This is a genomic window from Cytobacillus sp. FSL M8-0252 (assembly GCF_038007345.1).
Lineage (GTDB): Bacteria > Bacillota > Bacilli > Bacillales > Cytobacillaceae > Cytobacillus > Cytobacillus kochii.
In genome coordinates, this window is sequence record NZ_JBBOWZ010000001.1 from 2,521,560 (window position 1) to 2,547,424 (window position 25,865).

Annotated in this window: 23 protein-coding genes and 1 pseudogene; 4 read left to right on the forward strand and 20 right to left on the reverse strand. The window is 35.9% G+C overall.

The window, feature by feature from the left end:
- Window positions 1–36 precede the first annotated feature (36 nt).
- The gene (locus MKX83_RS12800; RefSeq protein WP_095373185.1) at window positions 37–570 is read left to right on the forward strand and encodes a YceI family protein; all 534 of its coding nucleotides are present in this window, start codon (window positions 37–39) and stop codon (window positions 568–570) included.
- 90 nt (window positions 571–660) lie between these two features.
- Here MKX83_RS12800 and dacB read toward each other — a convergent pair whose 3' ends face one another.
- The 13 genes from dacB to MKX83_RS12865 form a co-directional block, all read right to left on the reverse strand.
- Window positions 661–2,145, reverse strand: a complete 1,485-nt coding sequence (dacB, locus tag MKX83_RS12805; RefSeq protein WP_341055712.1) for a D-alanyl-D-alanine carboxypeptidase/D-alanyl-D-alanine endopeptidase — start codon at window positions 2,143–2,145, stop codon at window positions 661–663.
- A gap of 248 nt (window positions 2,146–2,393) precedes the next feature.
- Complete coding sequence (locus MKX83_RS12810) at window positions 2,394–2,705, reverse strand: MGMT family protein (protein WP_095373183.1); 312 nt, start codon at window positions 2,703–2,705, stop codon at window positions 2,394–2,396.
- Between the two features lie 200 nt (window positions 2,706–2,905).
- Window positions 2,906–3,868, reverse strand: coding sequence for a S8 family peptidase (locus tag MKX83_RS12815; RefSeq protein ID WP_095373182.1), 963 nt, complete (start codon window positions 3,866–3,868; stop codon window positions 2,906–2,908).
- 161 nt (window positions 3,869–4,029) lie between these two features.
- Complete coding sequence (mug, locus tag MKX83_RS12820; protein ID WP_095373181.1) at window positions 4,030–4,536, reverse strand: G/U mismatch-specific DNA glycosylase; 507 nt, start codon at window positions 4,534–4,536, stop codon at window positions 4,030–4,032.
- Between the two features lie 281 nt (window positions 4,537–4,817).
- Window positions 4,818–6,176 (reverse strand): (R)-1-hydroxy-2-aminoethylphosphonate ammonia-lyase, encoded by a 1,359-nt coding sequence (gene pbfA, locus MKX83_RS12825; protein WP_095373180.1) that lies wholly within the window; start codon window positions 6,174–6,176, stop codon window positions 4,818–4,820.
- A complete protein-coding gene (gene phnX / locus MKX83_RS12830; RefSeq protein WP_307318456.1) occupies window positions 6,166–6,984 on the reverse strand; it encodes a phosphonoacetaldehyde hydrolase in 819 nt (272 codons plus the stop codon). Before phnX ends, pbfA begins: the two co-directional genes overlap by 11 nt.
- Window positions 6,984–8,075: a 2-aminoethylphosphonate--pyruvate transaminase gene (phnW, locus tag MKX83_RS12835; RefSeq protein WP_095373178.1), complete on the reverse strand. Its 1,092-nt coding sequence runs from the start codon at window positions 8,073–8,075 to the stop codon at window positions 6,984–6,986. Before phnW ends, phnX begins: the two co-directional genes overlap by 1 nt.
- A gap of 14 nt (window positions 8,076–8,089) precedes the next feature.
- Window positions 8,090–9,079 carry an extracellular solute-binding protein gene (locus tag MKX83_RS12840; protein WP_341055726.1) on the reverse strand — a complete coding sequence of 330 codons (990 nt, stop codon included), beginning with the start codon at window positions 9,077–9,079 and terminating at the stop codon, window positions 8,090–8,092.
- A 16-nt stretch (window positions 9,080–9,095) separates the two neighbouring features.
- Window positions 9,096–10,718: an ABC transporter permease subunit gene (locus tag MKX83_RS12845; RefSeq protein ID WP_341055729.1), complete on the reverse strand. Its 1,623-nt coding sequence runs from the start codon at window positions 10,716–10,718 to the stop codon at window positions 9,096–9,098.
- Window positions 10,711–11,463, reverse strand: coding sequence for an ABC transporter ATP-binding protein (locus tag MKX83_RS12850; RefSeq protein ID WP_307318444.1), 753 nt, complete (start codon window positions 11,461–11,463; stop codon window positions 10,711–10,713). The genes MKX83_RS12845 and MKX83_RS12850 overlap by 8 nt, the downstream gene beginning before the upstream one ends.
- Window positions 11,464–11,794: 331 nt before the next feature.
- Window positions 11,795–12,565, reverse strand: coding sequence for a DeoR/GlpR family DNA-binding transcription regulator (locus tag MKX83_RS12855; RefSeq protein ID WP_095373175.1), 771 nt, complete (start codon window positions 12,563–12,565; stop codon window positions 11,795–11,797).
- A gap of 255 nt (window positions 12,566–12,820) precedes the next feature.
- Window positions 12,821–14,089 (reverse strand): TRAP transporter large permease, encoded by a 1,269-nt coding sequence (locus MKX83_RS12860; RefSeq protein WP_095373174.1) that lies wholly within the window; start codon window positions 14,087–14,089, stop codon window positions 12,821–12,823.
- Window positions 14,086–14,634: a TRAP transporter small permease gene (locus tag MKX83_RS12865; RefSeq protein ID WP_095373173.1), complete on the reverse strand. Its 549-nt coding sequence runs from the start codon at window positions 14,632–14,634 to the stop codon at window positions 14,086–14,088. The genes MKX83_RS12860 and MKX83_RS12865 overlap by 4 nt, the downstream gene beginning before the upstream one ends.
- A gap of 192 nt (window positions 14,635–14,826) precedes the next feature.
- Here MKX83_RS12865 and MKX83_RS12870 point away from each other — a divergent pair, with 192 nt between their 5' ends.
- The 3 genes and pseudogenes from MKX83_RS12870 to MKX83_RS12875 form a co-directional block, all read left to right on the forward strand.
- Window positions 14,827–15,855: a DctP family TRAP transporter solute-binding subunit gene (locus tag MKX83_RS12870; protein ID WP_322909409.1), complete on the forward strand. Its 1,029-nt coding sequence runs from the start codon at window positions 14,827–14,829 to the stop codon at window positions 15,853–15,855.
- A gap of 81 nt (window positions 15,856–15,936) precedes the next feature.
- Complete coding sequence (locus MKX83_RS24650) at window positions 15,937–16,107, forward strand: DUF4083 family protein (protein WP_416337090.1); 171 nt, start codon at window positions 15,937–15,939, stop codon at window positions 16,105–16,107.
- A gap of 373 nt (window positions 16,108–16,480) precedes the next feature.
- Window positions 16,481–17,038, forward strand: a pseudogene (locus MKX83_RS12875) (DUF2935 domain-containing protein); the annotation flags it as partial.
- A gap of 322 nt (window positions 17,039–17,360) precedes the next feature.
- On the opposite strand, the gene MKX83_RS12880 reads toward MKX83_RS12875, so the two are convergent.
- The 7 genes from MKX83_RS12880 to MKX83_RS12910 all read right to left on the reverse strand — a co-directional run bounded on the left by MKX83_RS12880 (window position 17,361) and on the right by MKX83_RS12910 (window position 25,841).
- Window positions 17,361–17,795 (reverse strand): peptidylprolyl isomerase, encoded by a 435-nt coding sequence (locus MKX83_RS12880; RefSeq protein WP_322909411.1) that lies wholly within the window; start codon window positions 17,793–17,795, stop codon window positions 17,361–17,363.
- 340 nt (window positions 17,796–18,135) lie between these two features.
- Window positions 18,136–18,678, reverse strand: a complete 543-nt coding sequence (locus MKX83_RS12885; protein WP_095373168.1) for an HD domain-containing protein — start codon at window positions 18,676–18,678, stop codon at window positions 18,136–18,138.
- Between the two features lie 457 nt (window positions 18,679–19,135).
- Entirely contained in the window at window positions 19,136–21,211 is a 2,076-nt protein-coding gene (locus MKX83_RS12890; protein WP_340975137.1) for a transglycosylase domain-containing protein, read from the reverse strand.
- A gap of 106 nt (window positions 21,212–21,317) precedes the next feature.
- Entirely contained in the window at window positions 21,318–23,555 is a 2,238-nt protein-coding gene (locus MKX83_RS12895) for an AAA domain-containing protein (protein ID WP_341055733.1), read from the reverse strand.
- A gap of 87 nt (window positions 23,556–23,642) precedes the next feature.
- Window positions 23,643–24,452, reverse strand: a complete 810-nt coding sequence (locus tag MKX83_RS12900) for an alpha/beta fold hydrolase (RefSeq protein WP_341058625.1) — start codon at window positions 24,450–24,452, stop codon at window positions 23,643–23,645.
- 199 nt (window positions 24,453–24,651) lie between these two features.
- The gene (locus MKX83_RS12905) at window positions 24,652–25,230 is read right to left on the reverse strand and encodes a TerD family protein (protein ID WP_341055734.1); all 579 of its coding nucleotides are present in this window, start codon (window positions 25,228–25,230) and stop codon (window positions 24,652–24,654) included.
- Between the two features lie 29 nt (window positions 25,231–25,259).
- Window positions 25,260–25,841 (reverse strand): TerD family protein, encoded by a 582-nt coding sequence (locus MKX83_RS12910; RefSeq protein ID WP_095373165.1) that lies wholly within the window; start codon window positions 25,839–25,841, stop codon window positions 25,260–25,262.
- Between the last annotated feature and the right edge of the window lie 24 nt (window positions 25,842–25,865).

Consider the following 25,865-nt stretch of genomic DNA (forward strand, 5'->3'; position numbering starts at 1 on the left):
GATTTATTAATCAAAGATATATAGGAGGAAAATAAAATGGCTAAAACAAAGTGGACGTTAGACCCAGCACATAGTAGTGTTGATTTTTCTGTTAAACATATGATGATTGCTAATGTAAAGGGATCATTTACAGCGTTTGATGCTGTTATTGAAGCTGATCCTAAAGATTTAACAACAGCGGATATTTCATTAACAATCGACTCAGCTAGTATTGATACCAAAAACGAAGATCGTGATAATCATTTAAAATCACAAGATTTCTTCGATGTTGAAACCTATCCAAAAATTAATTTTAAAGCAACGAATATTGTAAAAAATGGGGAAAATGAATATAGCGTGACAGGTGATCTGACGATTAAAGATACAACAAAACAAGAAACGCTTGCAGTCGAATTTGAAGGAACGGGAATTGATCCATGGGGAAATACAAAAGCTGGATTTAACGTAACTGGATCAATCAGCAGAAATGATTATGGATTAACATGGAACTCTACATTAGAAACGGGTGGCGTTCTTGTCGGAGACAAAATCAAAATTAGTTTAGATGTTCAGGCTAGCAAGGGTGAGTAATTTTTATCTGAATCTTATTTAGAAATAAAGACGATTACAAAAACGCTTGGTGTCCAGCATCCAAGCGTTTTTGTAATGATAGAGCGTAGTTTATTGTTCAGCTAAAATGGTAGCAATTTTATCTTCAATGATTTTCCCCTTTGACCCATCTACCATATTATTCAATATAATAGAAAATACATATCTTTCTCCTGACTTGTTATCCACATAGCCTGAAAGCGAGCTAACAGTTGAAATCGATCCTGTTTTTGCATAAACATGACCCTCAGCTGGAGAGTTTTTCAGCCGATTTCTTAATGTACCCCCTACCATTCTGTCCGCATGACCAGCTACTGGTAATGAATGAAAATACACATCAAACCAAGATTCCTTCTGTACTTCGTATAAGAGTTTGGAAAGCTCATTAGCTGGTAATAAAGTGACATGAGAGATGCCTGATCCGTCTCTTAAAAGCATGGTATCTTGATTGATTCCCCAAGCATTCAATTCATCTGCTAAAACTTCTAATCCTGCATCCCAACTGCCTTCATTTTTAACTACTTTCCCCATTTCTTTGATTAAAATTTCGGCATGTGTATTATTACTCAACTTCATAAAGGGAATGAGCAATTCCTCTAACGGCATGGATTGTTGTTCATACAACACTTCTGTTTGATTAGGTGCGACTCCTACCTTAACGCCACCATGGATTTTAATACCCTCATCTGCTAAAGAATCCTTTAATAACTCTAAAGCATACTGTGTTGGCTCCCATACGGCAATCCACTCTCTACTAGATGTAGCTTCTATAGGAATCGTCCCAGTGATGGTTATCTCATTTGTACCATGTTCTCTTACAATATCAATTTCTTTCTTATCTGATGCACCAACGGTTTTAGCGTTATTGTTGATTTTGACATATCTATTGTTCGGCTGCAGAGTTATTTCTGGCTTTTTCCCCTCTTGTTTACCTGGTTTTACCTCGACAATTACACTTCCAGCATCATAATCTTCATTCGGACTTACAGTCAATGCTGATATTTGCGCACCATAATAATAACTCTCATCTTTCCAGATGATATCTTCTGACAAACGTTCATCATCATACCAACTATCATCTGCAATAAGTTGACCTTTAATCATTTTAATACCTTGTTTTTTTAATGCTTTAGCCATGTTAGTAAAATCTTCTTTCAATAAAGTTGGGTCGCCATACCCCTTTAAATAAATATCCCCATGGTGGACAGAGCCCCGTTGCTGGCCTATCGATAATAATTCTGTTTTAAAGCGATAATCTTCACCTAATACTGACAGTGCTGCTGCTGCTGTTAATAGTTTCATATTAGAAGCTGGTCGTAATCTAGTATCAGCTATATGTTCATAAACAATCTTCCCTTCTTCTGCGCTCCTCACGCTAACACCAGCAAGAGCTCCCGCTAACAGTGGATCATTGTTAATAAGTTGATTAAGCTTCTGAACTAACTCATCACCTTCTTCATTAGCCGAAACTTTAGGTTCCACTGCTGATTGAAACGGTGTATAGGCAATTGAAAATAGTAGTATAACCGTCAACAAACTCACTAAAGCTTTTTTCATTTTCCCTCATCCCCTCCTATATTCTTCCTGTCTACATTTCTCCTACATAGATTGACAAAAAACTACATCTATATGTATTGAACTTCGCTTTTTCTTCATTTTTCTCCTTTAAGTGAATGGATATGTTTTTCCTTCTGTCCTAAATAGGTAGCAATGACTAGTCAATCATTTCTTTCAGCAAAACTAGGCATACTTAGGGGAAAAAAAGAGGAAAGATAGAGAACAAACCTTGACTGTGTGTTAGTGCTTCACTTGGCGCGGTCATACTGTGAGCGACTCATATCCACTTGATGAGCCTGTATAAAGAAAACACCTTCTTGTTCAAGTAACTCTTTTTGCATATCGGCTTGGTGGCTATCATTTAGTCTAATTTCACCTACTTTATTGACCACTCTATGCCAGGGCAAACCATATTTATGACTCATTGAATGGAGAATGCGAACAACTTGCCTTGCACCACGGGGGCTACCAGCATATGTTGCGATTTGTCCATAGCTCATTACTCTTCCTTTAGGGATTTCTTTAATTATTTTAATCACTGTTGCTGTAAATGGCTGCATATCCTTTCCTCCAAACGCGCTCGTTTTGTTACTAGTATAATAAACTAAAGGATCATAACATAGTCTCAATTCATTCATCATAAAATACATGTAATCAATAAAATAAAAAAACCATGCCTAGAGAAACTTATTAGACAAAAAATAACAAGAACAAATTCAATGAAACAGAATTTGTTCTTGTTTTTAATACAATCAATATATTAACTTTTTACTAATCTATTTTTTACTACTTCAGTTAATACACGGTTTAAATGCTCTGGTACAGTTAAATAAAGTAGACCGTTTCCTTCTAACTTTGGCGAATAGCCCAGCGGAACAGTTCTTCTAATCAATTGCGCATATGACTCAGGCTCTGAGAAATCTCTTTCAAATGTAACTTGAGAAAAATCTTTTATTAACGCCAAAGCCCCTGCGACGTGTGGTGCGGCCATTGATGTACCGCTTAGTTTTGCATATTTACCATTTAAAAAAGTAGATAATATCTCTTCACCAGGAGCGACCAAATCAATTTCGGTATGAGAATTGCTGAAAGGTGATGATTCGCGGTTTAAATTAACAGCACCAACACTAATGACTTCATTATATGAACCTGGATAAGCAAGCTCATCGGTATTATCATCCCCGTCACCTTCATTTCCAGCTGCACAAACAACGAGAATATTTTCTCCGACGGCTTTTTGTATCGCTTCATGTAGTTCTGGAACATCTTCAGGGCCACCTAGTGACATCGATATAATATCTACTTTCTGTTCAACCGCATACAATATTCCATTTATAATCCAATCATATTGACCAGATCCATCTTTGTTCAATACTTTTACAATTAACAAATCTGCTTCCGGGGCTACACCAATTACTCCTGATTCATTAGCAGTAGCAGCAATTGTACCAGCAACATGTGTGCCGTGACCATTATGGTCATCTAAGATATCTGGTGAACTCCCATCATCGTCTGTAAAGTTTCTACCACCTATAATTCTCGCTTTTAAATCTGGATGGTCCATGTCACAACCTGTATCTAATATTGCCACCTTCATGCCTTTTCCTTTCGTCTCTTTCCAAATCTCAGGTGCCTGAATCAATTGTATTCCTTGCGGCGTTTCATTGACATCTGTCACTTGATCATTGACTGTGTAAGGCATTACTCTAACTAATTGCTTCATCCTTTATCCCTCCCTAACATAAACGTGAAAACCATTTGGTCCCTTCAACGCATAGACAAGAGAATTTTGAAGCGATACAAGTTGTATCATTATTATAACAAAAGATTAAATATTCTGAAAGAAATTAGACCTTTTTTTCTCTCGGTCTTTTTTCCTGTTTTTTACTTCCGTAACATTTCCCTCAATTGTTTATAGATATCTACAATTTCATCTATTTTCATTCTTACAAGCCCGCTTGATGAAGGTGCAACAAAATCAATTACACCTGGTACAACCGATTCGCTCTGAAATCCCCAAGATACCTTCTTTTTCTTACTAAATTCTTGATATACACCTTTCCCTACATAACAGGCCACTTCAGGTTGATATTTTTTTAGTTTTTCTAATAGTTCTAATCTACCTGCTTGATATTCTTCCTTCGTAATATCGCTAGCCGCTTTAGTTGGTCTTGAGACAATATTTGTTAAACCATATCCTAATTGAAGTAATTGATGATTTTCTTCTGGTAAGTAAACCCGTTCAGTCAGCCCAGATTGATAGAGGATTTTCCAAAACCGGTTATGACGGTTGGCATAATGAAATCCAGTTTCTGCAGACTTTACGCTCGGGTTAAACCCAATAAATATGACTTTTAAATCCTTTTTAAGATGATCATCTATCGGTTTCATTTATCTTTACTCCTTTATTTTTTCATACAATAACCATAGCATGTAAATGATCATTTTTGCATTGATACAATCTACAATTTTTTTATAGTAGAAGAAAAAAATGATCAATTGCTTGTATGAATGTTCTAGAAAAAAATACGTTTACAATCTTAAAAATGGACAGTGATTATCCCGACAATCATTTTCATCATTTTAAGTGCTGTTTAGACGATTCCTAATTTTTATGATGTTGCACTATGCATGCAGAAAACAAAAAAACCTCTCTAAAAAATGAGAGGTTTTTATGCATGATATGCTCTCAAGCCATTCTCCAATAACTCAATAGCTAAGCTTGCTTCTTTCTCTTTGATAATAAGGGGTGGATGCCATGTGATGCAATTGCCAGCTGCTACTTTAAACGATAGACCATGCTGCAAACAGTAGTAGAGAAGAAACTCGGTCAACTGCTCATCTTTTTCTTTTGTGTCTCGGCTTTTAACAAGCTCGATCGTTATTAACAATCCGCAGATTCGTAAATCCCCAATGCAAGTATACTGCTCCGCTAGTTTTTTTAACTTAGCCGCCATGAATTGAGATTGGCTCAAACTATTTTCTTTTAACCTGTAATCGTCAATATAGTTAAGCATGGCAACGATAGCGGCACTGCCTATTGCTGGCTTTTCATGTGTATAATGACCGAGTGAAACTTCTGCCGCCGTATCAAGCACTTTTTTCACTAAAACGGCAGCTTGTGGCACGATGCCTCCGCCTAATCCTTTTCCCAATACAAGGATATCTGGTTCGATATCATATAATTGATGCACATAACATTCACCGCTTCGGTAAAAGGCGGTTGGAATCTCATCAAAAATGAGTAGGATTCCATGTTCGTCACATATTTTTCTTAACCTTTTAAAATAAGATCGTGGAGGAATATGCGTGTCTGTTGCTCTAATTGGCTCTAGTAAGATGCAACTAATATTCCCTTCATTTATAATCACATACTCCAGATAATTTAACGACTTTTCAGCGATATCTTCTGGTGAGCTTGCACCAAAGACATTCCGGTAGGACTGGTAGGGCATTACTTTAATCATCCCAGGCAACATCGGACCAATACCGTTTTTAAATACAGACTCTCCTCCCGCAGAGATTGCATCTAAGCCTGCCCCATGAAATGACTCCCACATGGAAATCACTTTATGATTGCCAGTCACTTTTCTAGCAATTTTCATAGCAAGCCCTACTGCTGCACTGCCTGAGGGAACGAATAATACTTTGAAATCTTTTGAGATCGTCTTCTCTATTAACCTTTCTCCTGCCTCCATCGCAATGTCAGCAGTAAATCTCCGCGGAATAAAAGGCAAAGTATTCATTTGTTTCGTGATAGCTTCAATCACGTACGGATTTTTATAGCCGACTTGATGCAAGCTATTGCCATGGAAGTCTAAATAACGTTTTCCCTCTCGATCGATTAAGTAGCAACCGTCTGCGTCAACAATGGTTTGTAGACAAGGAGTCGACATCGATTGCCTTATAAAGACCGCTTCGTCGCGCCAAAGTGTTTCTCGACTTACCTGATCAAGTGAATGATTCCACCTCATCCGTGAAGGGCTATTATTCACGTCTCCTTCACGGTGAAGTGCTTCTTTATTTTTCAATAGCTTCCCTTTCCTTCCCGGATCCTTGAAGATTAATTGTTTCTATCAGTGAAGGTAATTCTGTCATTGTCTCAATTGTAAAATCAGCCCCTGCGCTTATAAAGGCTTCTTTTGTTCGTGCCATTTCTCTCTGTTGTTCCTCTCCAGATAATTTGTTAAATTCATTGGCTGATAAGCCCATTTCAGAACTACCAACTATCACCCCAACCGTCCATACGCCGGCTTGCGCACCTTCTTTCATATCTGAAATCGTGTCTCCAACCTTCACGACGTTTTTCACACTCGATACTTTTAATGCCTGCAAGTTTTTAAAGATCATAAACGGATACGGTCGACCGTACGAATCGGTATCATCAGCCGTAAAGTAACAATCAGGTGTATAGCCTTTTTCCTTTGCTAAGGGTACAACAATATCCATCATTGTGCTCGTATAGCCTGTCGTTGACCCTATTTTCAAACCATTTGCTCTTAACTCTGTAACCGTTTCGACCACACCAGCTATCGGATCAGTAAAATGAGCTAATGACTGCAATAAAGCCGGTTCGAATTTGCTATACAACCTTTCTACATCTGTTTCAGTGAATGGCTTGCCATTTTCTTCTTCCCAAAGACATGCAATCCGGGGCATCGACAGCATGGCGCGAATATGATCGATCTTTAGCATGCCCATTGGTTCTCTCGCCTCTGCCATCGTCACCTCAATACCCGCATCTTTAAAAATATCAATAAAGACATTTACAGGTGCAAAACAACCAAAATCTACTGTCGTACCCGCCCAATCAAATATTACTGCTTCTATTTTTTTCATTATGCTTTCACTCCCAAATAGTTTTCGATAATATCACATAAACGGTTAATATCTTCTTCGTAAATTTCGCCAATATTGCCCATTCTAAAAGTATCTTCATCAGTTAGTTTTCCTGGATAAATAACAAACCCATGTTCTTTCATATAATCATAGAAAGCTTGAAAACTAAATTGATCGTTCGGATAAATAAAGGAAGTAATAATTGGTGATTGTTTGTCCTCACTAATATATGTATCAAATCCAATGGCTTTCATTCTCTTCCTTAATAACTGATTATTATTTCGGTATCGTTGTTCACGAGCAGGAATCCCTCCTTCTGTATCCAGTTCATCCAAGCTCTTCCCGAAAGCAGCAACGACATGAGTTGGTGAAGTATAGCGCCATTTGCCATCTTTGTCCATCACTACCCATTGATCATATAAATCGAGTGAAAGGCTTCGTGCATTACCTTTACAAGAGATGATTTTCTCTCTTTTAGCAATCACAAATCCGAACCCTGGCACTCCTTGAATACATTTGTTCGCACTGCTTATTAAGAAGTCAATCCCAAGTGCAGGTATATCAATTTCCATTCCGCCAAAGCTTGACATTGCATCAATAATTAATGTTTTATTTGTTTCTTTAGCAACGTTGGCGATCATCTCAATTGGATTAAGAATACCTGTCGTTGTTTCACAATGGACCATGACGATATGTGTAATTTCGTTATCTAAAGACAATAAATTTCTAATCTCTGCTTCTTTCGGATATTCATTATAGGCAACAGCGTAATGCGTATGCTTGATACCAATATAGTTAGCGATTTTGACCATCCTCTCACCATAGGCACCGTTCGTAATAATCAATGCTTTATCCTCTTTACTAAAAGCAGAAGTCATAACTGATTCCACTGTAAAAGTGCCGCTTCCTTGCATCAAGACAACGGTATAGTCATCATTTTCTGCATGAGCAAGTTTTAATAAATCTGTGCGGATTTTTTGCGTAATTTGCTTATAATCATCATCCCAAGTACAACGATCAAACAACATTTCTCTTTTAACCGCCTCTGTCGTTGTTAATGGACCTGGTGTTAATAATTTATATTGTTTCATTCGTAAACTCTCCTTTATTTAGCTGAATTAAAGAATGCTTGATGTTTCTCTAATAACTCTACTGTCATTGGTTCTGAGAATATTTTTTGATTGCTAGCAATGTTTTCATCTGCAACCGTCTCGCCATCGTACAAAGCAACTGGATAATAGTCGATTAAACCTTCTCTCGCTTCTTTTACCAGAACTTCAGCCATTTCTTCCGCTAATTCTTTTTGCCCTTCACCTTTATCAATGACGGCAATCGATTCTGTAGTTGAGAAGTTCCCTTCTGTTGGATCGATAAAATCAATTGGTGCGCCTCCCGTTTTTGCAGCAACCGCTTGATGACGCAATCCAAATCCAACCGCGACTTCCCCTGCTTGCACCTTTTTAATAGAACCAGAACCTGAACTTTCTAAATGGGGCCCTGCATTTTTTATAATCCCACCCATAACCTTCTTACCAGTTTCTTCTCCATACTCACTAATAATTGCCTGAATAAGCATCCATCCTGTGGAAGAATCCATAATATTAGGAATTGACACTAAGCCTTCGTATTGTGGTTCTGCCAACTCTTTTATTGAGGTCGGGACTTCTAGCCCTTTTTGCTCTAAAAGAGAAGTGTTATAAAATAACGAACCAGTATTAGCTAATAAAGGAGTATAAAAGTTTGGATATTCTACTAAACTATTTGTATCGAAACTTAAATCTTTAAACATGTCATGTTGCTTTTCAGCACTTTCTAAAAAGTAAGAGCTCATTGTGACGATATCTGCTTCAATACTTTTCCCTTCTGCTAATAATTTTCCTCCTAATTCTGATGTTCCTAATGATTGAATTAAATAGTCTCCTTCAAAGCCAGCATCGTTTAATGTTTCTTCCATCACGTTTACTGCTTCTTCATCACCATTTGATAAGATCACGACTTGATTACTGTCACCACTTGCTGCCTCCCCTCCACATCCAGCTAGAATCATGACGATAGCAACTGACAAGAGTGTGAACCATTTTTTATTTTTTCTCATGTTACATCCCTCACTTTTATATATTTTTTAATGATCTTCTTTTTTGTAAATAATCACAGAGTAGTTTGATAATGAGATTAGTGAAGAAGATCAGTAAAGATAGTACAAAAATGTCATTAAATTTAGCAAAGTGCTGTAGTTCTTTGATCTTACTTGAAACAAGCGATGTTTGAGCAGATACGAGAAAAATAATTCCGCTAATCGTGACCATCGCATTGATAAAATAATAACTAAACATTTCTATCACTGTGCCCCAAGAGTTTGGCAGAATCACTCGGTAAATCGTTTTAAACCAACTATCTCCGAGTAATCCTCCCGTTGTTTCCCATGTCGGGTTCATCTTAGATAGAGAATTTTTCGCCATTAAGTAAGGCGTTGTGTAGTAGTGGACAATATTGCATACAATAATAATGATAAACGTGCCTTTTAGACTACTATTATTGAAAAGTAATAGATACGATAGACCAAGTACCATACCAGGCAAGGTATTTGTAATCATTGAAACAATATCAAACGCGCCTTTTCCTTTTATCTTTGTTCTCGCATTAATAATCGCTGAACTGTAGGCTATCAATATCCCAAAGAATGTCGTAAAAAGAGCAACGATTAGAGAATTCTTATACACACCAATGAGGTCATTTGATTGAAATACATTGATGAGATGATTCCATGTAAAAGTTGAATCGTAAGGAAAACTTGTTAAAAACGGTGCAATGAACATCACCAGAAAGACAGATAACATACCAATGATGACAATGGAAGATAATAACGCAAAACTCATATCTCTGCCTTTATGTTCAACCATTTCAATCTCAGTGAATTTGTCATAATGGAAATTGAATCGTTCTAAATATTGCAGTAAAAAAACACCGAATAAGGCTGGTAAGAGCATTAATATAGCGATGACTGCCCCATGGCTGAAATTCGGGATTGAACCAAGCATCACTTGATAAAGCTGAGTAGAAACAACCGAGTATGTTCCGCCAATTGAAGCTGGTATCCCATAATCAGTAAAACTTAGAATAAATGAGAGTACAAAGGCTCCACCTATAGCTCCAGTTAATGGACGTAAGATCGTATGAAAAAAACTTCTCCAAGTACCGTCTAACATCAACTTTGAAACAACCATGAATCTCTTATCTATATACATAAATGAGTTATTTATAATAAGAAAGGCAGCCGGTAAAGTGTAAATTGTATAGCCTAACAACAAGCCATTAAATCCATAGATATTAAATAAGGGTTGTCCCATGAGCTGCGTGATTAATCCTTGATTACCAAAAGAATACATAATCGCAAAACCGTATGTAATCGTAGGTAACAATATAGGAATAAGTATCCCAACTTTAATGATACTTTTATAACGTTTTTCAATATTCGTACAATGTAATGCGTAAGCAATCATAAACGCTAACACAGTTGAAATTACGGCTGTTAATCCTGAAACTTTTATACTGTTCATGAACGCTGTTATTAGTTCGCCATTCGCTAGTACATTTATATAATTAGTTAATTCAAGGCCATTGGTTGTTTGGAAGGAGCGGTAGAATAATGCCAGCATTGGCGATACTAGAAATACCGAGAATAATAGGATGATAGCCATATAGATGACTTTCATTTCCAACTTGATATTAGGCATATTGCTCACCAAACAAATGAAAAATATTTTGCCTTTTAATGTGGAGTTGTTTGAGTATAAAATCTTTCACAAATTCATTATTCGGTTCATGAATGATTTCATGTGGGGTACCAAATTGTGACACATGACCTTGATTAATAATTAAAATTTTATCTGACAAAGTTAACGCCTCTTCCGGATCATGCGTAACAATAATGGTTGTCAATTGAAATTGCTTAGCAATCGACTTGATTCTTTCTTTAATGGACTCTTTTATCACCCCATCTAATGCACTTAACGGTTCATCTAATAGAAGAATTCTTGGTTTCATCACTAACGTTCTCGCAAGCGCGACTCTTTGTTTTTGCCCGCCAGATAGTTGACTGATTTTCTTGTCCAAATGTGGACCGAGCTCAAGGAAATCAATATATTCGTGTAATTCATTCTTTGAGTCCATAGATTTCTTATTCTTCAAGCCATATACAATATTTTCATAGGCGTTTAGATGGGGAAATAATGCATAATCTTGAAAAACAATATTAAAGCCCCTATCCTTCATCTTTACATTCGTTAAATCTTCATTCTCATAATAAATTTTTCCACTATCCATTTTTGTCAATCCTAAAATGATGTTTAATAACGTTGTTTTTCCACTTCCACTTTGACCAAGAAGTGACACGATTTCTCCTGGTTGTATTTCTAAATCAATATTTTCTAATACTGATTTGTTATGATATTTTTTAGATACATTCTCAAGTTTGAGCATATTTAAATCCTCCAATAGTTAGAAAATTCAGTATTTAAAACTGAGCATTCCCCTCTTTTAATCTCCAAATATTTACCAAGAGGAATGATAAAAAGTGTCACAATGATAAAAATTAACCATGTTATAGACCCTTTTACCGCCTACAAAAAATATTATCGCTGCTGAAGTAAGTCTCTTTACTTTAAAAACCGTTTTTCATAATTAAATCAGCATCTAGAAATCCTAACCACGATACAATAGTGCGGCAACCGGCATTGGAATAATCATTTTTCCATTCCCCTCTGAACTAAGGAGGGCAGCAATCAGCTACCTAAACTGCATCCCTCTCCTTTTAGCTCTGTATCCATTGTTCTTTAGTAAGGTCAACTGTGTCCGAATAATCGATATTCGTAATAAAGTAATTCACTTCTTCTAATGAGGCGATTTTATAATTGGCTACCTTATCCACCTTAGAATCATCACTTAGCACATAAGATTTTTTTGATTGCGAGATAAAAACTTGTGACAGAAGACATTTATCTAAGTCATAACTTGTAAATCCAGCTTGATTAGCCACACCGTCGATGGCAATAAATGCTTTATCGACATAAAATTCTTTTGCCATTTTTTCTGCCAAAGATCCGGTTGTACGGAAGTGATCATTACGAACATGTCCACCTAAGAAGATAAGTTCACCTGTGAAACTTCTTAACTCCTCTCTTTCCATTAATTTAATCGCGATGGGAAAGGAATTCGTTATCACTGTAATGCCTTCTTTCATTAATAAACCATCAGCCATCTGCATCGTTGTACTTCCTTCATCAATGAAAAGTACATCACCATCTTCAACAAGTGAAGCTGCTTTCTTACCAATCAATTTCTTTTCGTCGATATGAAGAATTTCTCTTTCAAACATCGACAATTCATTATTTACAGGCTCAACTTTGACTGCACCACCATGAACTTTTTTTATTTTATATTCATTTGATAATTCTTCTAAGTATCTACGAATGGTTTCCGTTGATACATGAAATTCTTTCGCCAATTGATTAACCTTCACTTGTCCAAACTCTTGGATTAAACTCATAATCTTCTTCTTTCTTTCTTCGGCTAGTAGAGACATCCATGTTTGCTCCCTTAATCAAAATTCTTTTGTTGTTTTACTTTGTTTTATTTTGTTTTATGTTGTTTTTTATTATATAAGCAAGAATATCACATGTATATCATCCTGTCAGAGAATCTCACAAACATTTACAAAACCTTAAATATCATTTACAACCGCTTAAAGGGTTTTACATATTTCTTATATTTGTTGATTTATAACAACACAAAAAGACCGCCAAAGACATTGCTTTGGACGGCTCTATTACTCAATGATTTACTCTGCTAACAGCAAAGAGATTTCAGGGAATATGATAACAAGAATCAGTGCAACCACCATAAGCAAATAAAAGGGAACCACACCTCTAATCACTTCACCAATTTTTTCTTTTGTAATTCCACTAACTACGAATAGATTTAGCCCTACCGGAGGAGTAATCATCGCTAACTCCATATTAATCGTCATAATAATGGCAAAATGTATGATATTGATATCAAACAATACTAATACAGGTAGTAAGATTGGCAAAGTGATTAAAATAATCGCTGTTGCCTCCAGAAACATCCCCAATAAGAAAAACATCAAGTTGACACCAATTATAAATATCCACTTATTTGCTGCACTAGCTTCAATCCATTGAGCAAAAATCTGTGGTACTTGTTCCGTTGTTAAGAACATCCCAAAAACCATGGCTGAAGCAATTACTAAGAAAATCATCGCAGTTATATTAATAGACTCTTTTAATACTTCTCGAAATTTATTAAAAGTCATCTCTTTGTAAATAAATATCGACACAATTAAACCGTATAAACAAGAAACAAAAGCTGCTTCAGTTGGCGTGACAGCCCCACTATAAATGCCACCTAAAATAAAAACGGGTAGTAAAAAGCCCCAGATTGCCTTATATGTCTTTTTCCATCTCAATTGAAAGGGAACTTTTTCTAATCTACCATAATTATGTCTCCTTGCATGAAATATAGCTGAACACAAAAGTAAACTTGTTAGTAGCAAACCAGGGATTATTCCTGCAGCAAATAATTTACCTACTGAGGCTTCTGCAACTGTTGCATAAATAATTAACGGAATGGACGGTGGGATTAATATACCTAGCGTTCCAGCAGCTGCCACTAAACCCATCGAATATCTTTTACTGTAACCTGCCTTTACCATCGCAGGAATCATAATCCCACCAATTGCTGCAGCTGTGGCTGGGCTTGAGCCTGAGATGGCAGCAAAAATCATGCAGGCAAGGATAGTGACAACAGCTAATCCACCGCGAAAATGACCGACCCATGATTTTAGTGCTTCAATTAAGTGAAAGGATATGCCACCTTTGGACATAATCACCCCTGCAAAAACGAATCCGGGAATCGCCATTAAAGTTGCTGAGTTTAAAGCATTAAACATCTTCAAACCAACCGTATAAAGCGTAAAATCTACCATAAATAAAGCAACGATACTAGATAGGCCAAGGCTGACTGCGATTGGAACTCTTAATAAACAAAGAATCGTAAATACAACAAAGAGGACAATAATCGCACTCATAAACTAACCCCCTTGTTATGATTTTCTCTATTTTGTTGTTCAATTTCTTCATATAATTCTTCTACTTCACCTGTTAACTCTTTCTTGTCTCCTTTAGCAGATCTATAAGCTTTTCTAATGAAGTAAAGCCCTAGTAGTCCCATACTGATAGGTAATACAAGTAAAGTAATCCAAATCGGAATACCTACGTCAACAGTTTCAGTACCTTGCACTCTTGTAAGCGTTACCAATTTAATGCTTGTAAACATTAAAAAAAAGGCAAAACCCGCACCGATACAATTGCTAATACAGTTAATAATCATTTTTGCTTTGTAAGATAAACGATCAAATAGGATTTCTACACTGATATGACGATTTTCTTTTAAAGCGATACCAAAACCCAAAAAGATGGACCAAACAATCAAAAATTCAAAAATCTCTGTCACCCAAGCTTGCGGCATATTGAGGATATACCGTGTAAATACCCCATACAGACTTACAAACACACCAGCAATAAATAACAAACCAGCCATTCCCTCTTCTAAGCTTGATAGTTTCTTAAGCATGACGATTATCAACTCCCTTTTGTAGATTGTATCCAATATTTATACTTTACTATAGAACAAATGAATAATAAACAGAATATTTATTTATTTTTATTTATTCACAATTTTCATTTATTTTGTTATAATTCTAGATATTGTATCCAATATACTATTTTGTAAGCGATTTCTTTTGTAACTTAGGGGGGTTTTTCCATGTTAAGAGTAAAATCGATTTTTGTCCTTTGCCTTTTGATTATCGTTGGAACACTTCTGTCTGGTTGTCAAAGTCACCCTACACATGCAGATGCTACCCAAGTAAACGGCGTTCAAGCAATGACTATTAAGATATCCCACGTAGTTGCAGAAAATACCCCCAAGCATAAAGGGGCATTAAAAATGAAAGAAGTGATTGAAGAACAATCCAATGGGAAGATCCGAGTTGAGATTTTTCCTAATAGCTCCTTGTTCGGTGATAAAGATGAGTATCAAAACTTAATTGCCAATAATGTTCAATTCATCATGCCGGAAATGACAAAATTAGTTGGTTCTGAAGTCGGTTTTAATATTCCAGGTATGCCTTTTCTATTTGAAAATGATGAAGCTGCTGAAAATTTTTGGGATGGACCAAAGGGGAAAGAAGTATTAGCGCGTTTACAGAAAGATAAAGTATTAGGGTTAACCATGTGGCCAAACGGAGCCAAGCATGTGACAAATAATAACCGTACTATATCCTCTCCAAGTGATTTTGCTGGATTGAAAGTGCGGACAACTGGAGGGCAACTATTAGAAGAACTATATAAATCATTAGGGGCCGGCTCAAGTTCGATCCCTTTCGGAGAGCTATATACTGCCTTGCAACAAGGAACGGTCGATGGTCAAGATAACCCGTATAGCAACATCGAATCGAAAAAGTTTGCTGAAGTACAAGAGTACTTAACCATTATCGGTATGAACCGTGTTGACTATGCATTACTAACAAACACAACTTTTTGGGATGGATTAAATGATGAGAGCAAGCGTATTGTGCAAGCTGGAATCGACGCAGGTACAGAGATTGCTAGAGATTCTGCTGAAAAGCTCAATGATGAAGCTTATGTAAAAATACAAAATGAGAGCGATATAGAAATAAATGAACTGACTGATGAAGAGATAGAAGCTTTTAAAGAGCATTTACAGCCAGTGTATGATAAATGGAAGGAAATTATTGGCGAAGATATTATTGAGGATGCTGAAAAAAGATAATCCACATTTCCAATAATTACTATAACATGTATAATGGTTAGAAAGCGATTAAATGAGGTGATATAGGTAATGACTGGGGATATGGTCTTTCAACTAATATTGTTCCTCCTCCTTTTAGCTATTCTATTCATATTCACTGCCGCTGTAAAATTTCTTTTTCGGAAAAATAGTATGAAACCAAACCTTGAGGTAGAGCAAAAATTGGACCAAATTATAGAATTATTGCAAAGTGAAGCAAATAAGAAAAGATAGAAGGCGTTCTTTAATGGGCGCTTTTCTTTATTATCATGTTCTTATTCGTTTCTAAGAGATTTCCGCATTATAAAAGCTTTATCACCTTCTTCTATCATAAAAAATATTCATGTTTTTAAAAGTATCATTGTCATAATATAAGTGGTTACGATAAAAAACAATAAAAGAGTAATAGAAGGATAAAACATTGCGCTATATTCCTGCCTTCTGGTTATATAAGTTTGTCTAAACTGCTCTAAGCTTTCCAAGGACTTATTCTTAACTACCCCTTTTATAAGAGTATTTTCTACTTTTTCAGTTCCTTGTTACCGTACTTCTGGCAATTCTACTTCGCTCTTTTCGATAAATTCCAAATCCCAAAATATTAGTAACAATTTTCGCATTTAAAAGGAAGGTGCTAGGACTAATTCTTACATGCAAATTGCCGGGGGCAAATAATTTCCCACTATTAGTGGACCATACAAGTAGGGAAGCTAATTATTTTAGAAAACGATTAATTGAATTAAATGAAGGGAAATTACAAGCGCTTCCAGATGCTATTATTAAAGAGAATGTCTTCTTCTTAAGGATTATGGCAGACCATGCAAAATTTATTGGTCATCTCCTTGATCCGTCAGAAAGGAAACTGGTTGATGTAGCACGGGATTTCAGCAATGATTTTGATCAATTGCTGTATCAAGCAAAGGACTTAGAATCTATGAGGCCACAATCTCAAACCGGTCCACTTTTAGATCAATTCCTGGATCAAAATCGGGTGTCAGTTTCATCTCTAAGGGACTTCAAGAAAACAGCCCGTGATTTAATTGAACAATGTAAAATTAAGAGTATTATTCATCCTCTGTTAGCCGACCATGTTTTCCGGGAAGCTGATAGGTTCCTAGAAATCATTGATATGTTTGACGCACATCTTACAGGTGGTTCCAAATCCTGATCAAAGACAGAAAATTTTGGCTAACCTTATATAACGAACGGGTGGCTTTCGTAAAAAGTAGAAAGGGTTCTACATATTAGTCATATCTAATATGTAGAACCTTTTCATTTTTCTATCTTTTTTAAATTTAGGTCTTGAAAAAAAAATCCCTTACTCTCTTTTTTAAACTTCATATTTTTATCACAGTGCGAACATTTTATTTTTCTACTGAATGCGTTCATACTTGAAGCATATTCTTTCTTTTTTTTTAAAAAAATAACCTAAACCATTCCTTTTTTAAAATAAAAAGCCCCTCATAAAAGAGGAGCCTTACTTAGCTTTATTAGTCTTCTACAACTACTTTTTCCATTACGTCACCATTTTTCATTGCTTTAACAGCTTCCATACCAGAAGTTACTTTACCAAACACAGTATGAACACCATTAAGATGCGGCTGAGGTTCATGGACGATGAAGAATTGGCTTCCACCAGTATCTTTACCAGCATGAGCCATAGAAAGTGATCCTTCTTCATGTTTATGTGGATTTCCTTCTGTTTCACATTTGATTGTGTAACCTGGACCACCTGTACCATTACCAGTTGGACAGCCACCTTGAGAAACGAATCCAGGAATCACACGGTGGAAAGTTAACCCGTTATAAAAGCCCTCGTTAATCAACTTTTTGAAGTTTTCTACTGTACCTGGTGCTTCATTTGGGTATAATTCAAATTCAAGTTTTTCTCCATTTTGTAGCTGTATGTATCCTTTTTCAGACATGTATAACACTCCTTTATATTTCAAAATCTTTTCTATCATAACATTTTTTTATGTAAGAATAAAATCTGAAGGTTAATTAATTTAAATGAAGCATTTATTATGTACCAAATAAGCTTAAGAATAGTAATAAAAGAAATATGATCGATGCATAAAATGAGACATGGAGAAAAAAAGTAGTGAGGTTGAATTTTATTTCTTCAGTGTTAAAAGTTTGTCTTTTCGTCCGTTTTTGCATATCATCACCATCCTTATGTAGATGTTAATAATATTCGTTATTCATATGACAAAATCCTCCAACTTTAAGCAAAATAAATAGCCCTTCGTTTGTATGAAGTGCCATTTATTCAGCTTGTCTTTGCTGAAGTTGTTGAGTTAAATGACGATCAATGATACTGTCTAACTTTTGTAGACTTTGCCTTGCTTTGTCAGCAGTAATGGTCCGATAATGATGGGCTCCTCCTGGTTCTTCATCCTTTTCATCTGCTCTTTTAACAATGGATTGTAAGGCCGTACGATCCACTTCTCCACCTGGTAAGAAAGAATCAGTATGAAATAATATTGCAAGTGAGACTTGTTTGGCTCTAATCGGATTTTCACCTAAGCGAATCAGTAATTTATGGGCTCTTTCCGCTCCTTTGATCGCATGAATATCGTTTTTACGATATAACTCATAGTCCCATTTACCATTTTGATTATACCAAGTGTAATGACCGATATCATGTAAAAACCCTGCTTTTGCAGCTAAGTCGACATCCACATTTTCTATCTTTGCTAATTTCACTGCGTGATAAGCAACCGCTACAGCATGGGCAAGACCTGATCTTGTCACATATTTTTTGGCAATATGATGATCAAAAATATTAGTTAATGTAACATCTCTCATAAAAAATAACCTCCTCTTTTTATCCTTTACCATATTTATACCCCGCTAAACAAACGTTGGCTTATAAAGTTATCATATACATTATTATTGTCGAAAGTGTTAGGGCATATTATGTGGAAATTGATATTTTAACTATACATTTTACTTATTTTCTCTTAAAATTGCTAGTGTTTTGTTTGATTATCTAACAAAAATGTTTGTGAGCAATGTCTCTACCACCTCATAAAAAAACATCATTGACTCATCGTAAGAAAAAGACTGGGACAAAACTAAAATGATCTAACCTTAAAAACGACAATGATGTTCTATAAAAATCAGTTGTAAGAAAGCCCATTCCATTGCACTATTTTTTTATATAAGAATAAAAACACAAAAAAACCGAATGATTAGATATGTATACTACTAATCATTCGGATAAATCCTCAACTAGAATACTTAAGTCCCATCTACTTCCTTCTTAATTTACATATTCATTCCATTTATCGCGCAAGTATCTCGCGAAATCTTTTCCGTCTTCAATGCTTTCTTTCATAAATTCTTTCCAAACGGGTAGTTCTTCTTTTATTTTTTCCCCTAGTTTGTCAGATTGTTCTTTAATGGTTGTTTCCATTTTCTCTTTTGCTTTGTTAAAAGTTTCGCCCGTGCTGTTGTTGACTTCTTTAGGTTCAATAGCGCCTTCCATTACCGCTTTGAAAACCGGTACAACATTTGTCGAGGTGCTTCCTGATAAGTAATGTTCTCGGTCCGTTTTATCATACCCCAACCACACTGCGCCAACGATTTCATCTGTATAACCAACAAACCATTGATCTTTTGTTCCATTTAAATCAGCATATGGCAATTGAGTCGAACCTGTTTTCCCAGCAAGTGACACACCCTCTATTTTGGCACCTGCGCCGGTTCCATTTTCAATGACATCTTCAAGCATTGTATCCATTTTTTTTGCGACTGATTTTGATGTGACCTTTGTAGCTTTATCATCATGGGCAACAATCTCATTACCAGTTGGACCAACGATTTTCGTAATAAAATGAGCATCATACCGCTTCCCTTCATTTGGGAAAGCAGAATAAGCTTGTGCTAGTGTTAAAGGAGAAATCCCTTTATGCATACCACCTAAAGCAATACCTAAATACTCATCTTCCTTTTCATAAGGTATGCCAAATCGCTGCAAGGAATCTAACCCTTTCGTTAATCCGATTTGATCAAGTAACCAGACAGCAGGTGCATTAATAGATTCAGCAACAGCTTTTGTCATCTCTACTTCACCAAGGTATTGATCGTTCACATTTGTTGGTGTGTAGTCCCCATAAGTGACTTTTTCATCTTGTAACATTGAATCTGGCTCATAACCTTCTTCAAGCGCAGGGGTATAGGCAGCAAGCGGCTTTAAGGTTGACCCTGGTTGTGCCTTTATATGTGTGGCACGGTTAAATCCTCTAAAAACATGTTCACCTCGCCCACCAACCACTGCACGTACGCCACCAGTTTGTGGATCGAGTAGAACAGCTCCACTCTGAACAAGAGTACTTCCATTACCATTCGGGAATAGAGAGTCATTATGATAAGTCACTTCTAAATTTGCTTGGATATTTTGGTCCATTTGTGTATATATTTTATATCCTCTTGTGAAAATTTCCTCTTGAGTTAAACCATAACGGTTGATCGCTTCATCTAATACCGCATCTATATAGTAAGGGTATTGTCTCTCGAATGTATTTTTTTCCCCTTCTTTTAAGACAATCTCTTCGGCAACTGCTGTTTCGTACTCAGCAGTAGTAATCATGTTCAGTTCCTGCATTTTAGCTAATACGATATTTCTTCTTTTCATTGCGCCTTCATAGTTTTTATAAGGGTCCAGATAAGAAGGTGATTGCAATAAACCTGCAAGCATGGCTGATTCACTTATTGTTAACTCACCGACATTTTTACTGAAGTATTGGTTGGCGGCACTGTCAATTCCCCAGGCACCACTACCAAAGTAAACTTGATTTAAGTACATCTGTAGTATATCTTCTTTTTCATATTCTTTTTCAATTTCAACTGCAAGGAATAGTTCTTCTATTTTTCGGCGGTATGTCTGTTCGGATGTTAGTAGTGCATTCTTAGCTAATTGCTGTGTGACTGTACTACCTCCACCTGTGATTCTACCAGCAAATAGATTGCTTACAAATGCCCTTGTCATTCCTTTTAAATCAAAGCCATTATGTTGATAAAAGCGTTCATCCTCTATGGCAACAACCGCATTTGGTAAATGTTCTGGTAAATCTTCAAATGTTACTCCTTCACTACGATTTGTGGCAAAGCTTGACGCTTCATCCCCATCCTTATCATATATGATCGTAGACTGCTTTAATCCTTCTTGTAATGTAGAAACATTGGCATTTACGGCAAGAAAGGCAAAAAATAGAATCGCAAGTAAAATAAAAGTCAAACCTAATAATAATCCGATTTGCGTTAAATGATATCTTTTCCAAAACTTCTTTATCCATTGCCATAATGTTTTTAATCTCTCTTTTAGTTGAGCTTTCATTGTTTTACTCCTTCATATAAATGCAATAGTGAAAAGTTTTTATTTCCTCTCCTCTATTAAATAGAACGTAATAAATAAAAATAAGTTTCACTTTTATATTATTCTTCTACCAACCATTAGATTTAACCCAGTTGACTAATGTATTTGATATGATTCTTGCACTGACATAAGGGGGTAATAGATTAGTCATTGCTTCAAAAGGAGCTCCAAGCCATAAAATATCATCATCAATCAAGATAAAAGCAAAGCAAGGATGACCTTTTATATGATTAGCCGAAGGAAGCTCAGATAAATGAGACTCGCTACAAATCGTAAGTAAATTCCTTTTCATTAATGATCGAAATACCTCTATATAAGAGGACTCAACACTAAATATTTTCGGCAATCCAATGATTACTTGCTTCTTAGCATGATGTAAATCATATAGTAGGCGTTCACGCTTTTTAGCATAATGCCAAGACAATTTCGGATGAGAATGATTCATCCATTGCCCTATTTCAGCGGGGCCAATCACATGTCCTTCGCTCGTTTGATGTTGCCATAATTTTTTCCATATTTTCTTACTTGATACATGCTGCCTTATAAACGTACCATTTGCTATATGGATAAACTTTCCTTTTGTACGTGTGAGAGCAACATTCAATAATCGTTCACTATTTTGACCGGTTAATAACACACCTGGTCTCGTTTCAGGATCCCCATCGACTGTATCAAATATCATCATATCCTGTTCACTCCCTTGAAAGCGATGGACAGTCGCTGACACAATTTGCGCAGTCATTTTCTCTTTCTCATAGACTTCATCTAAGAACTGTGTCATTAATATCGCTTGTGCCCTATAAGGTGTAACATAGCCTATTGAGCGATTACCCGCCTTATAAGCTTCATGAATGAGTTGAAAAGAGAGCAATAGTTGCCATAGGTTCACGCGTGAATGCGTTGATTTTTCCTTTATGCAATAGGCACCTGTACTTGATGTATCTAACAATATAGAGGCACGTTGAGGAAATGGATGACTTTCTACAATGTTCTCTCTCGTTTGATAGACAGATGGATGATCGACAACAAGGGATTGATAAATATATTCATTCGTGAATTTCGATATATCTGGGTGCATTCTTCTTTGTTCATTTAATAAGAACAACTGCGGATGCAGTTTCCCTTTATTCTCTTGACTTACAACACCGGCATGATGGAAAATATCTTCTTGCAACCATTTTTTTACTAAAGGATGCTTTGCTGAAGCTATTGGCGGTAGTTGTTTAAAATCTCCACAGATAATTGTCCGTTTTCCTAGTGAAGTCGCAAGGGCAATTTGAGGGATATATGCCATACTTGCTTCATCTAAAATGATATAGTCGAATTCATCTTCATAGATTAAGGTATCAGTTGCCATTTTCGCCAAGGTTGTGCCAATGATTCTTGATTGCTTTACTAGCGTATTTTCTTTTTTCTTTAGTTTTTCATGTAATGTATGAAGCTTTTTTTCTATTTCAACTAATTGCCTACTATCACGTTGGCTAAAGGAAGAGGATAGATCTAATTTTAATCCTGCTCTTTCCTCCATTAATTGATTTTTCTCTTCTATTAAATCACCATCGCTCATGTTCAATAAGCCAGTCGCTGTAATTGAAACAAACTGCTTCATGAATTCATCTGATTGTCTGCCATACCTTAATAGATCACCAAGATTGTATTTATCCTTTTTCAAGAGAAACTGATAAACTTCTGCCATGAGTACATCCACTGCTTGATTACTATGTGCGACAATTAATATCCGCTTCTTTTTTAAATATTGATTTGCAGCTACTCTTGCTAACGTATAGGTTTTACCGGTTCCAGGAGGTCCCCAAATATAAGTAATTGGATTATACTTCGATCGTAGTACTAACTCATGTAATGATGATTTAATTTTATCTTGCGGATGCTTTACCTCAGTTGAGGGATTCATTAGATGCTTTATTCTTACTCTTTTTTTCTTTTGATCCTTTATTTCCGCTATCCTCTGATAGAGTTGATCTAATAACTCCCAAGGGTCATGCTGCAAATGGGCTTCATGAATCTCTTCACCGAAATAATCTTCTATCGTTACAATAATATTTTTTCCTTCTACAGATACCATTCGGCCCTTTGACTTTCTTTCTCCCCAAAGAACGGTAATGGTTGAACCAATTGGAATTGATAATGGAAAATGGACTTCAAAGTAATAGCTATAGCCCTCTTTTGCATCTAATTTTCTTCCAGCAAAAATATGAAAACTCTTACTACCATATTGTTTTAAGTGACTGATTTCTGCTGCAATCGCTTTTTGCCACTCTTTTATATAAACTTTTGTTGATACCATTTGCTCATACTTCCTTTGTTTTCATTCATAAATATTTACTATACCATATTTACAAACAAGTAGACTCTGCTTGCAATAAAAAGGTAATTAGTCTTCAGCACCATACTCAGTACAAAATAATCTAATCTCGCTACATTCCTTTGGTAAATCACCTTTTAGTAACCACGTTTCAACGATATAAATAAATAAGTCAGGTTTTGCCAAAGGAAATCCATGGCCAATTTTCAGTAAAGTCACGCCTTGGCAATTTAAATGTGAAGCTACAATGTCTGTTGCAGATTTTTTCATGACTGCTTTTTCTTTCTCACCGACAGTAACCAATATTTTAGTTTTTGCCATTTTAAATTCTTTAGGTATTCGAAACGACATGTTCTCTTGTAATACTCTCATGAGAGTTTCAATCTTCATTCGAACACTTTCTTCATAATATTTGTCAAAGTAGGCTTCGTTCACATACAATATTTTAGCTTGGATCTTGGAGAAGTATTTATGTTTGATTAAAGGAAATGACCATTTAACTGTGGTTTTTATCAATTTTTCTGTGTATGGATATGGCCTGACCAACGCACTATTGATGATGGCGAAATCTATTAAATATGGTTTCATGCTTAATATTTGTATAATCACTTGAGCACCTAATGAAAAGCCGATTAATATTATTTTCTTACCGTTTGCTTTTTGTTCGAGTAAGTTTATAACTAATTCTGCACTACCTTTTATAGTAAATTTAATATCATCACTGTGCAAACCATGCTCAGGTAAATCTGGAACAATACAATAATAGTTCGAAAAAGGTTGAATTTGTTTATCCCACATCCAACCACTTACGCCACCACCATGTAAAAATACGATTAAAGAAGCACTTTTATCACCGTGTTCTGTATACTTCAAAGCCACTAATTTCACCTATCTTCCTTTAAAATATGACTGATTCATGTATACTTTTCTAATATGCTTTCAATATTAGGATTTTGCATATTTAGTTACTTATTATAGAACGTCCTTGTCGTAAAGAATGACTCTCTTCAATCAAAAATGAACCAGAGATATATGAAAGAGGCTCAATCATTTTTAAAAATGATTGAGCCTCTCTTCCTTATACTTCTAAGCCATAGTTTTTACATAATGCTGCTAGTCCACCTGAGAAGCCACTACCAATGGCATTGAATTTCCATTCGTTATTGTGGCGATAAAGCTCACATACAACAACAGCTGTTTCAATGGAAAAATCTTCTCCTAAATCATAACGTAGAAGTTCTTCATTTGTTTCTTCATTTACTAAACGGACAAACGCATTGGAAACTTGTCCGAAATTTTGCTTTCTTAACTCTGCATCATGAATGGTAACAGCAATTCCGATACGATCAACAGTTGAAGGGATTTTTGAAAATTCGACAATTAATTGTTCATCATCTCCATCTCCTTCACCAGTACGATTGTCTCCTGTATGAATGACCGAACCTGATGGATGTTCCAACTGATTGTAGAAAATAAAATCTTGATCTTGCTGGCAACGGTTTTGATGATCTGCTAAAAAAGCAGAAGCGTCTAGGTCAAAGGCTTCTCCGCCATTATACTTATTTGTATCCCAACCGAGACCAATCACTGCCCTCGTTAACCCCGGGTTTGTTTTCGTTAAATCGATTCTTTGTCCTTTTGATAATTGAATAGCCAAAGAGACTCCCCCCTCTTATCGCGTTAAGATTATCCTACTTGTAAGCCGTAATCAGTTGCAATTCTTGCCAAACCACCTTGATAGCCTGATCCAATTGCAGAGAATTTCCATTCGCCATTATGACGGTATAATTCCCCAACAATTACAGCTGTTTCAATAGAGAAGTCTTCTCCCAAATCATAACGAATCAATTCTTCATTGTTTTCTTCATTTAAGATACGAACATAAGAATTAGATACTTGTCCGAAATTTTGCCCTCTTCCCTCTGCATCATGAATCGTAATTACAAACGAGATTTTTGCAATAGAAGCAGGTACATTGGATAAGTCAACTTTTACACTTTCGTCATCGCCATCACCCACACCCGTGCGATTATCTCCTGCATGTACAACTGATCCATTTCCACCTTCTAATTGATTGTAGAAAATAAAGTCTTTATCCGAAGAACATTTTCCAGATTCATCTAATAAAAACACACTAGTATCTAAGTCAAAATCTTGGCCGCCATCATACTTATTTGTATCCCAACCAAGACCGATAACGACTTGAGATAGCCCTGGATTTGTTTTGGTTAAATCAATTTTTTGTCCTTTTGATAATGAAATTGCCACTTTTCATCTCTCCCTTTTCATTGA

Excerpts from the sequence above, each read along its gene's own strand:
- MKX83_RS12800 (WP_095373185.1), top strand. The coding sequence starts at position 37 with ATGGCTAAAACAAAGTGGACGTTAGACCCAGCACATAGTAGTGTTGAT.
- MKX83_RS12865 (WP_095373173.1), bottom strand. The coding sequence starts at position 14,634 with ATGCTTAAGAAACTATCAAGCTTAGAAGAGGGAATGGCTGGTTTGTTA.
- MKX83_RS12860 (WP_095373174.1), bottom strand. The coding sequence starts at position 14,089 with ATGAGTGCGATTATTGTCCTCTTTGTTGTATTTACGATTCTTTGTTTA.
- mug (WP_095373181.1), bottom strand. The coding sequence starts at position 4,536 with ATGAAACCGATAGATGATCATCTTAAAAAGGATTTAAAAGTCATATTT.
- MKX83_RS12885 (WP_095373168.1), bottom strand. The coding sequence starts at position 18,678 with ATGAGAGATGTTACATTAACTAATATTTTTGATCATCATATTGCCAAA.
- MKX83_RS24650 (WP_416337090.1), top strand. The coding sequence starts at position 15,937 with ATGGTCTTTCAACTAATATTGTTCCTCCTCCTTTTAGCTATTCTATTC.
- MKX83_RS12815 (WP_095373182.1), bottom strand. The coding sequence starts at position 3,868 with ATGAAGCAATTAGTTAGAGTAATGCCTTACACAGTCAATGATCAAGTG.
- dacB (WP_341055712.1), bottom strand. The coding sequence starts at position 2,145 with ATGAAAAAAGCTTTAGTGAGTTTGTTGACGGTTATACTACTATTTTCA.
- MKX83_RS12880 (WP_322909411.1), bottom strand. The coding sequence starts at position 17,795 with ATGTCTGAAAAAGGATACATACAGCTACAAAATGGAGAAAAACTTGAA.
- MKX83_RS12870 (WP_322909409.1), top strand. The coding sequence starts at position 14,827 with ATGTTAAGAGTAAAATCGATTTTTGTCCTTTGCCTTTTGATTATCGTT.
- MKX83_RS12850 (WP_307318444.1), bottom strand. The coding sequence starts at position 11,463 with ATGCTCAAACTTGAGAATGTATCTAAAAAATATCATAACAAATCAGTA.
- phnW (WP_095373178.1), bottom strand. The coding sequence starts at position 8,075 with ATGAAACAATATAAATTATTAACACCAGGTCCATTAACAACGACAGAG.
- MKX83_RS12895 (WP_341055733.1), bottom strand. The coding sequence starts at position 23,555 with ATGGTATCAACAAAAGTTTATATAAAAGAGTGGCAAAAAGCGATTGCA.
- phnX (WP_307318456.1), bottom strand. The coding sequence starts at position 6,984 with ATGAAAAAAATAGAAGCAGTAATATTTGATTGGGCGGGTACGACAGTA.
- MKX83_RS12855 (WP_095373175.1), bottom strand. The coding sequence starts at position 12,565 with ATGTCTCTACTAGCCGAAGAAAGAAAGAAGAAGATTATGAGTTTAATC.
- MKX83_RS12890 (WP_340975137.1), bottom strand. The coding sequence starts at position 21,211 with ATGAAAGCTCAACTAAAAGAGAGATTAAAAACATTATGGCAATGGATA.
- MKX83_RS12810 (WP_095373183.1), bottom strand. The coding sequence starts at position 2,705 with ATGCAGCCATTTACAGCAACAGTGATTAAAATAATTAAAGAAATCCCT.
- MKX83_RS12845 (WP_341055729.1), bottom strand. The coding sequence starts at position 10,718 with ATGCCTAATATCAAGTTGGAAATGAAAGTCATCTATATGGCTATCATC.
- MKX83_RS12840 (WP_341055726.1), bottom strand. The coding sequence starts at position 9,079 with ATGAGAAAAAATAAAAAATGGTTCACACTCTTGTCAGTTGCTATCGTC.